The organism is Mycobacterium ulcerans subsp. shinshuense (assembly GCF_002355775.1).
In the GTDB taxonomy this organism is placed as follows: domain Bacteria; phylum Actinomycetota; class Actinomycetes; order Mycobacteriales; family Mycobacteriaceae; genus Mycobacterium; species Mycobacterium marinum.
The window spans coordinates 85718-102583 of the sequence record NZ_AP017624.1 but is presented as its reverse complement, the minus strand read 5'-3'; the positions used below and the strand labels follow the sequence as shown (position 1 = coordinate 102583).

Below are 16866 nucleotides of genomic sequence, written 5' to 3'. Positions count from 1 at the left end.
GAGCGCCGGTGGCTGACAACTGTGACCCGCTGAGTTTGAGCGCGCTAGGCCGGTCGGTGCTCGGCTGGCACCTTGACGAACGCGCCGCATCGAGCCACGCCCTATCCGGCTGCGACAGCTGACCGCGAGCGCACTTCGGACCCAGTTGTTGCATCGCATCGGGCCCGCGGGCTAACCGCCACTATCCATGCGATTGCCGCCGGAGGGCTCGGCGAGCGCCATCGCTACCAATTCTTCGGGGCTTAGTGAGTTGATCATGCCTTCGAGTTCCTGCTGCTTGGTTCCTACGTTGTCCACCCGGTCCACCCGGAGATTTGGATCGGGGTCTTTCCGCAGGCGTAGCAGTTTGTCCAGCAGGCCGGCATCTCGCAGATCGGCAACCGAGATCGTATTGAGCACGGACCGCAGCTTTTCGTCCTCAGAATCGGCGGGCGCCATGGCGTTGTGAGATTCGTGCTGATGGGTGGCGCACAACTGTTGGCCGAGGTGTTGGGCGAGCGCGCTCGGGGCTCGGTGATCGAAGATCAAAGTGGGCGGCAAAGTCAGCCCGGTAACGGTTTTGAGCCTGTTGCGAAGCTCGATAGCTGTCAGCGAGTCGAACCCGAGGTCGCTGAAGGTAGCGTTTGGGTCGATGTCGACGGCGTTGAGCCGGCCCAGCACCATCACCGCTTGGGCACACACAACTTCGGTCAGCAGGTTGTGCTGCTCATCCTGGGTCATCATGTTCGAGCGGTTGACGAGCGCCAATTCCGTTGGCGTGCCGTCGTTATCGACGTTGCGCCGCATGGGCCGAGTAATCAAGTCGCTAAACAGGGTCGGCAAGTCGGCATTGAGCGCCGGGTTTTCCAACGCTCTGCGATCGAGACGGGCGGCCAGTACCGTGGGTTGATCCACAATCAGCGCGGCGTCGAATAGATCGAGCGCCTGCTGGGCGGATATCGCCGCGAACCCGCCGCGACTGAGCCGACTCACATCGCTGCCGCGCAGATGTTTGGTCATGCCGCTCGCCTGCTCCCATAACCCCCACCCCAACGACACGCCCGCCAAGCCGTGTGCGCGCCGGTCTGTGACGAGCGCATCCAAAAACGCGTTGGCCGCGGCGTAGTTCCCCTGACCGGGAGCCCCAACCACGCCCGCAATCGAGGAGCACAACACGAACATCGACAGCCCTAGACCACGAGTCGCGTGGTGTAGATTCCACGCCCCGTCGACCTTGGCCCGCAGCACCGAATCGACTTGATCCGGTGTCATCGAGGTGATTATCGCATCATCGAGCACCCCGGCCGCATGAATGACCCCAGTTAGCGCCGGATACTCCCGGCCCCAGCCGACTATCAATTTCTCCACCGCACTCTGATCGGCCACGTCGCAAGCGGCCACCAGCACACGGGCGCCAGCTTCGGAGAGCTCATCCACCAGCTCGGCCACACCCGCGCCCTGTTCGCCCATGCGGCTGATCAGCACCAAATTCCGCACGCCGTAGGCACTGACCAAATGGCGAGCCAACACCGAGCCGACCAGCCCGGTGCCGCCAGTGATCAATACCGTGTCTGCCGCCAGCGCATCGCGCAGTTCCGTTGGTGTGGAGAGGACCACTTTGCCGATATGACGGGCCTGACTGACGAATTGATAGGCCTGCGGAGCGCACCGCACATCCCAGCTCTTGACCGGCAGCCGATGCAGCTTCCCGGCCGCAAACAACGTCATCAATTCGGCCAGCATCTGCCCAAGGCGTTGCGGCGCAACCTCGTTAGCCAGGTCGAATGCCCGATAGCTGACGCCAGGATGTTCTTGAGCAACCTCCTGGCCGTCACGGATATCGGTCTTACCCATCTCGATGAAGCGCCCCCCGTCGGCCAGCAACCGCAGCGAGGCATCGGTGAACTCTCCCGCAAGCGCGTTCAGCACAACATCGATTCCACGGCCGCCGGTAGCCGCCGAGAACTTCTCCTCAAACTCCAACGTACGGGAGTCCGCGATTTGATCATCGTCAAAACCCATTGCGCGCAATGTGTCCCACTTGCCGCGGCTGGCAGTCACAAAGACCCGCGCCCCCCATAGCCGCGCCAGTTGAATCGCTGCCATGCCCACCCCGCCGGTGGCCGCATGGACCAACACCGACTCTCCACGACGAAGCCCCGCCAGATCCGACAACCCGTAAAAGGCCGTCAGGAACACGATCGGCACGCTGGCCGCCTCAGCAAACGACCACCCTGCCGGTATCGGAACCAACAGCCGCTGATCAACCACACACTCCGAACGGCCGCTTATCAGTCCCAGGACGCGATCACCGGGTTCCAGCCCGCTGACTCCCGGACCGACCTCGACCACCACCCCGGCGCCCTCGCCGCCGAGGGTGGGCTTGTTGCCGGGATACAGCCCCAACACCACCAGCACGTCCCGGAAGTTGACCCCAAGCGCAGCCAATGCGACCCGCACCTGGCCCACCGCCAGTGGTTCATCCGACCGCGGGCACGGCTCCAACACGACGTCATCAAAGGTGCCCCCGCCGATGGCGGCCAGCTGCCACCCTTGGCCCGCGTCCGGTATGCGCAGCGCCGCCCTGCCTCGGGCAAGCCGGGTGGCGTACACATCACCCGCGCGCACCACCAACTGCGGTTCCCCTACGCCGATGACTGTGGGCAGGGCCATCGATGTGTCGGTGTCGATCAGCACAATGCGACCCGGGTGTTCGGTCTGGGCCGACCGCACCAACCCCCACACCGCGGCCCCGGCCAGGTCAGTGATGGCTTCGCCGGCGAGCCCCATCGCCCCCCGCGTACACACCACCAACACGGCGGGCAGGTCGTCAGCCAACCAGCGCTGCAGTACCTCTAGGACTCGGTGGGTGGCCGCATACACCGCGTTCACCACCGACTCAGCGCCGCCGGACTCCCACTGCCACACAACCGCAACGTCCCGGTCAAGGTCCCGCGCAGCCGCACAACGCCCGGCAAGGAAGTCATCCCAGGAGACCACCCGGCGTTCGCCTTCGCGCTGAACGCTGTCGCGCTCGAACGTGATCGGCGTCCACACCACATCCAACAGCTCCCGGCCGGTGCCATCGCCTCCCGCTGACATCGCGGCCCGTAGCTGCGCGGCGCCAACCGGGCGGGTAGTTAGCGAACCCACCGATAGGACCGGAAGACCCGCACCATCGGCCAACTCACTCCACCGATACCGCGCTCGGTCCAGCCGGCGCGATGCGAACTCGCAGCCGCGAAGCGCCCGAGCCGTGCAATGACAAGTGCTGCCAGGAAAATGGCAGCACCGTCGCCTCGCCGTCGCCACCGAAGCCACCCACACACAGCCATGCGTGCAATGCCGCATCCAGCAGTGCTGGGTGGATCCCGACGTCGGTCAGGTCCAGGCCCTCGTCGTTGGGCAGGCCGACTTCGGCGAAGACGTCGCGGCCGCGCCGCCAGACCGCGCGCAGTCCCTGAAAGGCGGGGCCATACCCATAGCCGCGTCGCGCCAGCCGTTCATAGAGGCCACCGATATCGACCGCCTCTGCACCGGCCGGGGGCCAGGTCGACAGCTCCGCCGAGGCGGCCGGGGCCGGCTGCACCGCTGCGGGCGCCACACTGCCTTGCGCATGCAACACCCAATGCTGATCGGGTTGGTCCGCGCGGGAGTACATCGACACCAACCGCTGCCCCGACTGCCCGGCACTACCCACCACCACCTGCACCTGTACCACGGTGCCGGCATTGAGTACCAACGGCGTCGCCAGCGTCAACTCCTCGACCACACCGCATCCGACTTCATCACCGGCACGAATGGCCAGTTCCACGAATCCGGTGCCGGGGAACAGCACCGCGCCGCCGACCAGGTGATCGGCCAGCCATGGCTGACGCGCCAACGACAACCGTCCGGTCAGCACCACGGCACCGGTATCGGGCTGCTCAACGACCGCACCCAACAACGCATGCCCAGCCGCTACCAGCCCCGCCTCGCCCACATCGGCAGCGCTGGCCGAGCCGTCCAGCCAAAACCGCCGCCGCGCGAACGCATACGTCGGCAACCCCACCTGCCGACCACCCGAGCCCGCAAACACCGCCGACCAATCCACCCCCACCCCGGCCACCCAGGCCTGGCTCAGCGACATCCAAAACCGCTCTACGCCGCCTTCGTTGCGGCCCAATGTCGGAATCACGATCACCCCAGCGGAATCGGGCCGCCCGATCCCCTCGGCCAGCGATTCTTCGATACCGCCCAGCAACACCGGATGGGGACTGGCCTCAACGAAGGTCCGGCACCCTTGCTCGTGGCAGTAACGCACCGCTCGATCGAAGCGCACCGTCTGCCGAATGTTGCGATACCAGTAGTCGGCGTCCAACGAAGCGCCATCCACCGACGCACCGGTCACCGTCGAGACAATTTCGATGTCTGACGAACGCGGCCGCACCCCGGCCAGGGCTTCCACCAGGCTAGAACCGATCGACTCCACTTGCGCGGAATGCGACGCATAGTCCACCTCGACACGGCGCGCCCTCATGCCCTCGGCCTCACAACGCCCCGTCAATCCGTGCAAAGCTTCGGCTTCGCCGGAAACCACCACCGCCGCAACACCATTAACCGCAGCCAAGCTCAGCCGATCTCCGTAGTCGGCCACCAACTCGCGCACCCGCTCGACACCGCATGCGATAGCCACCATGCCGCCGGTGCCAGCCAGATCTACCAACGCCCGACTACGCAAGGCCACCACAGCCGCGCCATCCCGCAGCGACAAAGCCCCGGCCACACACGCCGCAGCAATCTCACCCTGCGAGTGCCCAATCACCGCGTCGGGGACCATGCCCATCGAGCGCCATAACTGGGCCAAGGACACCATCATCGCCCACAAGACGGGCTGCACCACATCTACCCGATCCAGCGTCGACGCCCCCGCGACGCCGTTGACCCCATCGAGCAACGACCAATCCACGAACTCGCCCAACGCCTCTGCGCACAAGCGCATGTGCTCCGCGAACACCGGCGATGCCGCTAACAATTCGCGGCCCATTCCCGGCCATTGCGAGCCTTGGCCGGGAAATACCATGACGGTCTTGCCTACCGTGGCGGCTCGGCCGTTGAGTACTGTTGGGCCGGGCTGCCCGGCGGCCAGTTCGGTCAATCCCGATATCAGTTGCTGACGGTCCTCGCCCAGGACCACGGCCCGATACTCAAACGCCGTGCGCCGTAACAAGCTGAAGCCCACATCGAGCCGATCGAGGCCTTCATCGGCTTGCGCGGCAGCAAGTAGCCGCTTTGCCTGCGCGGCTACCGCCGCCTCCGACTTGCCCGAAACCACCCACGGCAGCGAATCCGGGGACACATCAACGGCTTCGGCCACCACCGCAGGGCAAACCTGTTCCACGATCACATGCGCATTGGTGCCGCTGATCCCAAATGACGACACCCCCGCCCGACGCGGCCGGCCATCCACCGCCGGCCAGGGCCGCGGCTGGGTCAACAACGACACCGCCCCCGAGGACCAATCCACATGCGGGGAAGGCACATCCACATGCAACGTCGCCGGCATCAGCTCATGGCGCATCGCCTGCACCATCTTGATCACCCCAGCGATTCCCGCCGCGGCCTGAGTATGGCCCATATTCGACTTGATCGAACCCAGCCACAACGGCCGATCGGCCGGGCGAGCCTGCCCGTAAGTCGCTAACAGCGCCTGCGCCTCAATAGGATCACCCAACGTGGTGCCCGTCCCGTGGCCCTCCACCACATCCACATCCGCAGCGGTCAACCCCGCGTTAGCCAACGCCGCCTCGATCACCCGCTGCTGCGCAGGCCCATTGGGTGCGGTCAACCCATTAGAAGCACCATCCTGATTCACCGCCGATCCCGCGATTACCCCTAACACCGCAAGGCCCCGCCGCCGCGCCTCCGACAACCGCGTCAGCACCACCACCCCAGCACCCTCAGAAAACCCCGTCCCATCCGCAGCCCCCGCGAACGCCTTACACCTCCCATCAGCCGCCAATCCCCGCTGCCGAGAAAACCCCACAAACGTTGCCGGCGTGGCCATCACCGTCACCTCACCCGCCAACGCCACATCACACTCCCCCGACCGCAACGACGCCGCCGCCAAATGCAACGCCACCAACGACGACGAACACGCCGTATCCACCGACACCGCCGGACCTTCTAGGCCCAACAAATACGCAACCCGCCCCGAAGCCACACTCGCCGCCGCCGACGTCAACCCATAACCCTCCAAATCCCCAGACACCCGCCCCGCCCCATAATCAGAACTCATCAACCCGGTAAACACCCCAGTCACCGAACCCCGCAACGACACCGGATCAATCCCCGCGTCCTCCAACGCCTCCCAAGAACACTCCAACAACAACCGCTGCTGGGGATCCATCGCCAACGCCTCACTAGGCCCAATCCCAAAAAACCCGCATCAAACCGATCAGCACCATCCAAAAACCCACCCAACCGGCAATACGTCTTACCCAACGCATCAGGATCCGGATCAAAAACCCCCTCCACATCCCAACCCCGATCAACCGGAAACCCCGAAATCACATCCCGACCCCCCACCACCACATCCCACAAACCCCCCGCCGACTACACCCCACCCGGATACCGACACCCCACACCCACAATCGCCACCGGCGCCCCACCAACCACCGAAGGACCCGGCTTCCCCCGGCCACCCGATCCAGCTAGCTCGGTCTCAAATGCGCTGCCAGCTGAGAAATCGAGCCATAGTCCCACCCGACCGTCTCCGGTAGCCGCCACCCCGTCACCGCCGCCAACCGATTACGCAACTCAACCGTCATGCGCGAGTCAAAACCCAGCTCGGCGAAGGCCACGTCGCGGTATATTCGCTCAGCGGCCGGGTCCCCCAGGATCTGGGCCACCTCTGCGCTGACTGTGTCGGCGATCAGGCGGTGACCTTCTTGCTGTAGAACTGCCAGGCGCTCGTCAAGTGTTACCGGGCCGACTCTCGGGCCAACCTTGTAGTTGGTTTGCGTTTGGGGATCGCGCTGCCCATCCGAGTCGGACGTCCCCACCGTGGACCGGCGCCCCCAAACTGGCTGCGCCGCAGGCTGCGTGCGGAGTTGGCCGCGCTGTAGTTTGCCGGACGCGGTGCGGGGGAGCCGCTCTGCGATCTCGAATCGATGCGGGACCTTGTGCGGCGACAAGCTGCCAAGCAGCCGCCGATGAAGTTCTTTGATCGCCGATTCACCAAGCGACGCGCCACTTTCGGGCACCAGAAACGCTTGAAGCGACGATTCGCCGGTGGCTTCCCGTACGGAAACGACCGCCGTCTCGGCCACCAGGTCGTCTTCGAGAATGAGCTGTTCAATCTCGCGCGGATTGATGTTGATGCCGCCGACGATTTCTATGTCGTCCGCGCGGCACCGGTAAGTTACCCATCCGTGGGCGTCGACGCACACCCTGTCCCGCGTGTCGAGCCAGCTATCGCTGATCGACGGAGGCTCGGTAGGTCGATTCCAATAGCCGGCGGTCAGCGACGGTCCGCGGACCCAAAGGTCTCCCTCAACCCCGGGTGCGGCGGTGGTGCCATCCGGTGCCACCACACGTATCTCGTAGGGGGTAGAACCTTTCCTAGAGTCCCGAGGCGCCATTCATCGACCGTGCTCGAGATGAACGTTTGCCCAACCTCGGTGGAGCCTATTCCATCGAGGAGGGGGATACCGCCAAAGAACTTCATCAGTCGCTGGGCCAGGCCGAGCTCAAGTGCCTCGCCTGCGGAGACCACACAGCGCAACGACCGGAACGCATCGGCGGCGCAGGTGTCGGCAACTCTCGCAAGAAAGGTTGGCACGCCATACAGAACCGATGGCGAGAACCTCTCGCTGAGGTTGGCCGCCGACTCGGCGCCCAGCGGCGAACGACTGATCACCGCAGAACTGCCGGTGGCCAGTGGAAACCACACCGAATTGCCCAGACCATAGGCAAAATACATGCGCGCGATACTTAGCCCGACGTCGTCAGGAGTGAGCCGTAGTGCATTGCGACACATGGCGTCGATGAATGCCCACACGTCGCCGTGCCGATGCAGCGCCGCCTTGGGGGCGCCGGTGGTACCGGACGTATAGGTGCCGTAGGCAAGGGCATCGCCGGTCAACGGCTCGTAGGCCGCCGGTTTGGCCTGGTTGGCTTCCGCCCACAGCTCCCCCGGATCCACGATGCCGGACCGCGCAAACCTGTCGCGCAGAGCATCAGTGGTCACCACAAGTGCCGGCTGCGTGTCCTGCTCCTGGAATGCATGGCCGTCGGGGCGCAGCTCCGGATTCGCAATGAACGCCACAATCCCCCGAGCCAGACAGGCCAGCAGTAACTGCACCAAATCGGTTGAGTCCGGGCGGCACAGCAGGACACGGTCGCCAGTGCACAGACCCCGGGAACCAAATACGTTGCCGAGGCGCGCCGCACCCTCATGGATTTGGGCGTGGGTCACGATGTTCGGCGCGTAGTATCCCGGCGAGGACGCCCATTCTGACGCCAATGCTTGGTTGGCAAGCAGCCACGCTAGATTGTTATTTCGCATGCCGAATGACCCCGTCCTGACTCGCCACTATGAACACATTCGTTTCCCCGCATGGCGCAGGGATGCAGGCCCTTGTCTTAAGGCAGACCTACACGTGAAGAAGTTGGAACTTCCTACAGTCGGCTGGTGCCGATGCCGCCGCTTCAAGTCACTGTTTGGGCCTTGGTGCCGATATAGGCCGAATGTCCTTGTTGATCGCGATGTCGTTGTTGAGACAGCAGATGAATATCTCCGGAAGGAAATGCTCCGTGATGACTATCGCCGGTTGACCCGAGATGAAGATCGTGTATCGGCGGGCGAGGGCTTGATGTTGTGAGATTCCGTATTCCGGAGCCACGATCCACTCCGGCAACTCGCCGATCCAGACTTCCGGCGCTTCCTTGAAGAACTCGATGCGACTCGCCACCAGCAACTCGCCAATCGGGCGGTCCGTGTTCATCAGGCTTTCTATGAGCTCGGGCGGGACTCGATCGACGACGATCGAAGTCTCTGCGGCTACGAATGAGCTCCCGGAATGCCTGCCTTGGAGCACTACATTGCGCAGCAGAGTTCGGCCTTTGGGCAACTGCGCGCGGTCCGGCGGAGTCGGCGCGTCGGGCAGAATCTCCTGATCGATGTTCTGGATGACGATCTCGTCGGCGGTGACGATATTGAGAATCCTGGTGAGAGTGCCATTTGTCGTGACCAGTATTCGGAGGTCTCGGTTCAGGCCTTGTATCTCTTCATCCGACAAATAGCGGCGGTTCATTGGTCGTACCTCCAGTCTCAGGGCGAGTCGGTCTTATTGCCGTTCAACTAATTCAGGTAGATAGCGATCCGCTCTCCGAATAATTGCAGTGATTGGATGTCCAACATAGACGCGTGCGTGCAATCGACGGGATATTCCGTGATATCGCCGGAAACGTATGGCCGCCAACTGTCTGCGAGTGATCGGCCGCCGCTGCCCCGCTTGGCGGAGAAGACGATCATGTCACCGTCAAATACATCCGGGACATGCTTCAATCTCATTGATTGATTGGCGTTCATGTTGTCGAGCATGATTTCTACAATCCGCCTGGGCGGGAGCGAGAACTCGATCGGTGTGCGTTGGTTGAGTAGTGCTTCTGCCTGCTGATAGGTAAGGGGCCGCGGGTGTTCCGCGATATCGATTCCCGCAGCGACCAAAATCAGTTCCAGGACATCGCTTTCGGATGCTGGCTCGGCAACGCTGTCGGCGCTATCGACCTCGCCGGCCGCGTCCAGAACGATGAGCCGGCCGACCTCGCATCCTCGCCGGCGGAGCTCAACGGCAATCTCATGGGCGACCACGCCCCCCATGGACCAACCGAGAAGGTTGTAGGGGCCATCAGGGTGATTCGCCTGAATCATGTCGACATAGCGTCGTGCCATGTCCCCAACCGATCTGGGTTCTACTTCCTGATCTGACGGAACTTGTTGAATGCCGATGATCGGGCAGTCCAGATAGGCGCCCAGATTCCGATATATCCAACTGCGCCCGCCACCAGGCGGCAGGCAAAACAGGGGCGTTCCAGCGCCCTGCTTGAGCAGCTCGACGGGAGCCAATTCGACTGAGCTGTAGGGTGATTCCAACTGTCTGCTGAGGCTTTCAACAGTTGGAGCCTCGAACATCAGCCGCACCGGCAGGTCCACACCCAGAAACTTCTCGATCGCGGACGCCACCCGCATCGCCAAGATGCTGTTGCCGCCTAGGTCGAAGAAGGATTGGTCTACCGCGACTCGGTCTAGTCCGAGTACTTGGGCGTAGATGCCGGCGAGGACTTCTTCGACCGGGCTGGCCGGGCAGGGCTCCGGCGTTGTTGATTAGCAGGCTTGTGGGCTGGGTTGATGATCTTTGGTGCCGCGCTATTGGGGCCGGAGTGTAGGCACGGGCTATCTGGAGAACGATCGAGTTGGTTACTGTTCGTCGTTGGTCTGGAGTTGCCCGTGCCTACCGTTTCAGTATTGCCTGTGTCGTCGGTTCCAGAGGTGTTCGACCGCTGGAGTCCTGGTGGGCGCAGCGAGCTCATCGGATCGGAGTTTTTCGATGTGTTGGCCTCGGTGCCAGACCCGAGGGGCCCACGCGGTCGGAGGTATTCGCTGATGGCTTTGTTGGCGATCGCGGTTCTGGCCACTGCCGCGGGGATGCGCGGCTATGCTGGTTTTGCCACATGGGCGGCCACCGCTCCCGATGATGTGTTGGCCCAATTAGGGGTCCGGTTCCGGCGGCCCAGTGAGAAGACCTTCCGCGCTGTTTTGTCTCGGCTAGACCCCGCCGACCTCAACGCCAGGATGGGCAGTTACTTCACTGCACACGTGGCCAGCAGCGACCCCAGTGGATTGGTGCCGATCGCGTTGGACGGCAAGATGCTGCGTGGTGCTTTACGCGCCAAAGCGACAGCCACGCATCTCGTGTCGGTGTTCGCCCACCGTGCCCGATTGGTGCTCGGTCAACTCGCTGTCGCCGAGAAAAGCAATGAAATTCCCTGCGTACGTGCCCTGCTCACGCTGCTGCCGGGTAGCTTGCGGTGGCTGGTCACCGTGGATGCGATGCATACCCAGGTCGTCACCGCGAAGTTGATCTGCGCCACCTTGAAGTCGCACTACCTGATGATCGTCAAGTCCAACCAAGCCAAAATACTTGCGCGTATCACCGCGCTGCCCTGGGCCGAGGTGCCCGCAGCCGCTACCGATGACTCCCGCGGCCACGGCCGTGTCGAGACCCGCACCCTGCAAATCATCACCGCTGCACGAGGAATCGGCTTCCCCTACGCAAAACAAATCATCCGGATCACTCGTGAACGCTTGATCACCGCCACCGACCAGCGCAGCGTGGAGGTGGTCTATGCCATCTGCAGCCTGCCGTTCGAGCACGCCCGCCCTACCGCGATCATGACCTGGATGCGTCAACACTGGGGAATCGAGAACAGCCTGCACTGGATACGCGACGTCACCTTCGACGAAGACCGTCAAAGGGCACATACCGGAAACGGCGCACAGGTCCTAGCAACGCTACGCAACACCGCGATCAATCTGCACCGCCTCAACGGCGCCGACAACATCGCCGAAGCCTGCCGGATCACCGCTTTGACCGCCAACCGCCGCCTACACCTCCTCAATCCACAATTCCCCAGCTCACAAGCCTGCTAATCAACAACGCCGGAGCCCTGGCAAGCGGGGGCGCGGTAACTGCCGGTGGCGCCGTAGTGCGGGGCCGGCAGGGCCCGGATGTCCAACTTGCCGTTGACCGTCAACTGCAAACTGTCGACCACCACGACCGCGGCGGGCACCATATAGGCCGGCAACGCCTGCGCCAACGCCGCCCGCGCCTGACCCGGCTCTAACCCACCGACGAGATAGCCCACCAACCGTTTATCCCCGGGCCGGTCTTCACGAGCGATCACCACCGCCTGATCCACCCCGTCCAACTGCGACAACGCCGCAGCCACCTCGCCCAACTCAATGCGATAGCCACGGATCTTGACCTGTTCATCGGCGCGCCCCACGTACTGCAACTGCCCATCTGGGCCCCAACGCACCACATCACCGGTGCGATACATCCGCGCACCCGCAGCCCCGAACGGGCACGCCACAAACCTCGACGCGGTCAACCCCGACCGCCGCCAATACCCACACCCCACCCCGGCACCAGCCACATACAACTCCCCGGCCACCCCCGCCGGCACCGGCCGCAACCAGCCATCGAGGACAAAAACGCCAGATTCGCCAACGGCACCCCAACCGGGCTCACCGCGAAACCCAGGTCGTGGCGCACAATCTCACGAAACGACGCATGCACCGTCGTCTCGGTGGTGCCATACATATTGATCAACCGCGGCCGCTGCCCATGATTGGCCAACCACGGCCCCAACCGCGCCGGCTCCAACGCCTCACCGGCAAACACCACCGCATCAAGACACGACTGCCGACCCAACTGCGGCTGCGCCGCATCCTCGGCCTGCAACGCATAAAACGCCGACGGTGTCTGACTCAACACACTGACACCCTCAGTCACCAACAACGCCAACAACTCCGCCGCAGACCGAGTCACCAACTCCGGCACCACCACCAACCGCCCCCCATGCAGCAACGCACCCCATATTTCAAATACCGACACGTCAAAGGCATACGAATACCATTGGGTCCAGACTTGTCCCGGTGCTGGGGTGAATCCGGTGGCGGCGACCGAGGTGAACAACTGGGTGATGTTGTGGTGGGTGATCCCCACGCCTTTGGGCTTGCCGGTCGTGCCCGAGGTATAGATCAGATACGCGATGTTGTCCGCGCTGGGAAAGGGCAACTCATGGCCGGGATAGCGCGCCGCGATCGCGGGATCATCGATATCGATCACCGCCACCGGATAACCCGCCAACCACTGCGCCAACCCCGTGGTACTGATCACCGCTACCGGCGCGGCATCCTCGATCATGAACCCGATACGCCCATCAGGATGATTGACATCGATCGCCAAATACGCTGCACCGCTTTTGAGTACCGTCAAGATCGCGATGACCGCCTCAACCGAGCGTTGCAACAACAACCCGACCACATCACCAGGACCCACACCCTGATCAACCAACAAATGCGCCAACCGATTAGCCGCCCGATCAAGCTCGCGATAGGTCAACGACCGATCCCCACACACCAACGCCGTCACCTCAGCACGGCTGGCCACCTGCGCGGCGAACAACCCCGGAACCGACACCGGCTCCACCAACGGCTCCGCCAACACCGCCCGATTACCCCACACATCCAGCCGCGCATGCTCGGATACGGCCGTATCGCCGTCGGTCTGACCGTCAAGCAGCATGCTGACGTCGCGCAGCGGACGGTCCCACATCGGCAACAGTCGTTGCAGTACTACCACCAAGCGATCACCCAGGGCCGATTCGGTGATGTCGCCGAATGCGTTGGCATTTGTTGCTATTGACAGCGACAAACGAGCATCGGTGAGTTCAGCGGTGATGCAGACGGGGAAGTGCGTAGGACTCTGCACGGTTAGGGAGTCAAACCTCGCCGCGCCTACGGCTCGCGCCTTCCCGTCGGCCAGACCCAGGGATGGGAAGTTCTGGAATGCCAGCAGGGTGTCAAACAGCTCGCCCATGCCGGCCAGTGCCCGGATCTGCGAGTGGCTCAGATAGGCATGCTCACGCAGCCGGGCGGCATCGCGTTGTATCAACGCGCATTGCTGGGCAACAGTGGTCTTCGGGTCGAGACGCACACGCAGTGGCACGGTGTTGACGAAAAGCCCGACCATTGATTCCACCCGGGCCAACTCGGCGGGTCTGCTCGACACCGTGACGCCGAAAACCACGTCGCGGCGGTCGGTTAGCGTCGACAGCATCAGCGCCCAGGCCAGCTGCGTCAGGGTATTGACCGTCACGCCGCGGCTGCGGGCGCCGTCGACCAAAGATGTCGTGGCCCCTTCGTCCAGGGTCAGCTGCGCACTCTTGGGCAGGCTGTCCGGCTGCACACCGCTGCTACCGAGCGGCGCCGCCGCCAGCAGGGTAGGCGCCGCCAGGCCGGCGAGATGCTCGCGCCACTGCCGTTGCCCTTGCTCAACGTCGCAGCGCTCGAGCCAACCGATGTAGTCGCGATACGGTCGCGGCTGCGCCGGCAACGTGTCGATGTTGCAGTCGGCTTCATACAACGTGAGTAGCTCATCGACGAACAGCGCGATGGACCAGCCGCCGATCACGATGTGGTGGGCGGTAATCAAGAATCGCCACCTGTCGCCCGGTAGCTCGATCAGCAAGAATCGGATCGCCGGACCCATTTCCAGGTCGAATCCGCGATTGCGCTCCTGCGCTTCCAGCGCACCCGCCGTCTCCGCCGTGGCCTCGACACGCGCCCATTCCAACTGCACCTCGAACGGCACCACCTGCACTGGATGCGGCAAGCCGCGGCCGAGGAATCGGGCCCTCAAATTCGGGTGGCGCTTCAGCATCGCCAACGCGCAACTGCGTAACAGGCCGACGTCCTGCGAACCATGCACATCGATGCCGAATGCGACGGTGTACGAGTCGTCGGACGCGGCTACACTCGCCATGGCCAGCGCGAACAGCCCCAGCTGAAGTGGGCTGAGCGTCATCACGTCCTCGATGTCGACGACGGGCTTGGTTGGCTGCGTCATGCTGACCTCGGCTGGTCGAGCATCGCCAACAGTCCTGGCAGTGCGGCCAGCTCCGCGGATGACAGTCCCGACACGCTCATGGCCTCGAACTGGCGGCCCGCGGCGAGGCACCCCGGGGCGCCACAGTCCGTGGCCTGGTTGGCGGCCTCCTCCAGCGCCGCTGCGACCTGTCTGACGGTGGCGTGTTCGAAAAGCAGCTCCGGGGTTAGCGGCAGGCCCTCCGCGCGAACCCGCGCGGCCAGCCGCATTGCAGAGACACTTTCGCCGCCGAGGGCCAGGAACCCGTCGTCGCGGCTGACTTGGGCGATGCCCAGAACCTGCCCAATCGCCGCGGCCACAGTCCGCTCGATTTCGGTGCACACGGGCGCACCATCGTGCACCGGTCCCGCCGACGCCCGAGCATCGAACGCCCCGGCCAGGCCTGCGCCGCCTTGCGCATCAAACCATAGTGGCGTGCGCTGAAAAGCGTAGGTCGGCAACGGTACTCGTCGTGCTCCCGCACCGCGGTACACGCCAGCCCAATCGATTGGCGCCCCGTTCGCGTACGCCGTGGCCAGCCCGCTCACAAACGAGACATCTTCATCCGTGCCTGGCTGCAACAACGGCGGAATCACGACGCCGGAGGAACTGCCATCAGCATCTTCGAAAATCCCGTGGATCATGGCGGCAGGATGAACCCCGGGACCGATTTGCAGGAAAGTGGTGATGTCTTCCCTACTCCGTGCCCGGCGTATCGCCTTCTTGAGATGCACCGGTGAAATCAGTTGTTCTACCCAATATTCCGGCGTGCGGACCAGGCTAGGATCAACAACCGTTCCGGTATGCGCTGAGACAATGGGCGTATCCGGAAGGCGGTAATCGAGCCGCTCGCAGAGCTTGAAAAGGCCTGCTCGCAGCGCGTCAGCGGAGGACGCCTGCTGGTGCTCGGTGGACGTGGCTTCCTGCCCATCAGACGACTGCGCCCCGGTGTGGTTGCCTGACGCACCGTTGGCACTACGCTCGCTGGCACCCAACGGAGGAATTGCGTAGAGCTCCGCGGCAGGGCTGACAGCAGTGGTGTCGGCATCACCCATTGACTGCCTCAGGCGGCCACTCTCCACCACGAGAGCACACGCGTCCTGCAATGACCACAGGCCCGCCGCATGTCCGGCCGTGATCTCACCCGCAGAACACCCCATAACGACGTCGGGGTGAAAACCCCAGGACTGCGCCAGCCGGTACAACGCCGTCTCCACGGCAAATAGTGCGGGGTGAGCGCAGCTGGGTCGCCTCAGCAAGCTGCCCTTTTCCGAGTCGGCCGACGCAAAAAGGAGGTCACGAACTGGCGTGCCCATCAGACTGCTCAGTATTTCGCAGGTTTCGTCGATTGCTTTGGCGTACACCGGGAAGATTGAGTACAGCTGGCGCCCCATGCCCAGCCAGTGCGCCCCTTCGCCGTGAAAGAACGCTGCCGTTTTGGCGGACGGCCCAGCCACACCACGCACCACCGCCGGGTCAGATTCGCCAGCCACAAGTGATCGCACCCCGTTGAGCAACTCGTTGCGATCGCGTCCGACGACTATCGCTCGATGTGCAAACTGTGCCCGAGTGCTAGCCAGCGAGTATCCAATGTCGATGGCCCGTAGGTCGGGATCATCCTCAAGATGCGCTACCGTCCGAGCGGCTTGCGCCAGCAGCGCCTCCGGCGACTTTGCGGTGATGATCCACGGGCCGACGGGAGAGGCTGCGTCCCAGCCACTGTCCGATAAGGCCGTCTGACCCACTGGCATGGGCTCCTCGACGGCCTCTTCGATGATGATGTGTGCGTTAACCCCGCCCATTCCAACGCCAGATATCGCGGCCCGGCGCGCGTTGTCCGGTCGCGGCCACTCCTGAGTTTCAGTCGCTAACTGAATGCGCCCTGATGCCCAGTCCACATACGGAGTCGACTCGTTCACGTGCAAAGTCAATGGAATGGTGCGGTGCCGCATCGCTTCCACCATCTTGATCACGCTGCCAACGCCGGCCGCAGCCAAAGTGTGTCCGGTGTTTGATTTGAGCGAACCCAACCACAGCGGCCGCCCCTCTGGCCGGTGCTGACCGTATGTCGCCATCAGCACCTCGGCCTCGACCAGAACGCCCACCGGCGTTCCCGGGCTGTGCGCCTCGACCACGTCGACTTCGGCCGCCTCCAAATCAGCATTCGGTAGCGCTCGCCGGATAATCCGCT

3 protein-coding genes and 3 pseudogenes are annotated in these 16866 nt (G+C 63.6%); 1 reads left to right on the top strand and 5 read right to left on the bottom strand.

Features of this window, described 5'->3' with window-relative positions; all coding sequences use genetic code 11:
- Nucleotides 1-171 precede the first annotated feature (171 nt).
- From SHTP_RS00465 to SHTP_RS00445, 3 genes and pseudogenes are all read right to left on the bottom strand, one after another.
- Nucleotides 172-8527 (bottom strand): annotated as a pseudogene (locus SHTP_RS00465) (SDR family NAD(P)-dependent oxidoreductase).
- 148 nt (nt 8528-8675) lie between these two features.
- Nucleotides 8676-9275, bottom strand: a complete 600-nt coding sequence (locus tag SHTP_RS00450) for a chorismate--pyruvate lyase family protein (protein WP_096369457.1) — start codon at nt 9273-9275, stop codon at nt 8676-8678.
- 47 nt (nt 9276-9322) lie between these two features.
- A pseudogene (locus SHTP_RS00445) lies at nt 9323-10327 on the bottom strand (thioesterase domain-containing protein); the annotation flags it as partial.
- A gap of 144 nt (nt 10328-10471) precedes the next feature.
- On the opposite strand from SHTP_RS00445, the gene SHTP_RS00435 reads away from it, so the two are divergent.
- Nucleotides 10472-11674, top strand: coding sequence for an ISAs1-like element IS2404/ISMul1 family transposase (locus SHTP_RS00435; RefSeq protein WP_420873062.1), 1203 nt, complete (start codon nt 10472-10474; stop codon nt 11672-11674).
- A gap of 23 nt (nt 11675-11697) precedes the next feature.
- Here the strand turns inward: SHTP_RS00435 and SHTP_RS00425 are convergent.
- Together SHTP_RS00425 and SHTP_RS00420 are read right to left on the bottom strand one after the other, a co-directional pair.
- Nucleotides 11698-14657: pseudogene (locus SHTP_RS00425) on the bottom strand (non-ribosomal peptide synthetase); the annotation flags it as partial.
- Entirely contained in the window at nt 14654-16858 is a 2205-nt protein-coding gene (locus SHTP_RS00420) for an acyltransferase domain-containing protein (RefSeq protein ID WP_265338826.1), read from the bottom strand. The gene SHTP_RS00420 and the pseudogene SHTP_RS00425, both read right to left, overlap by 4 nt.
- Nucleotides 16859-16866: the final 8 nt, after the last annotated feature.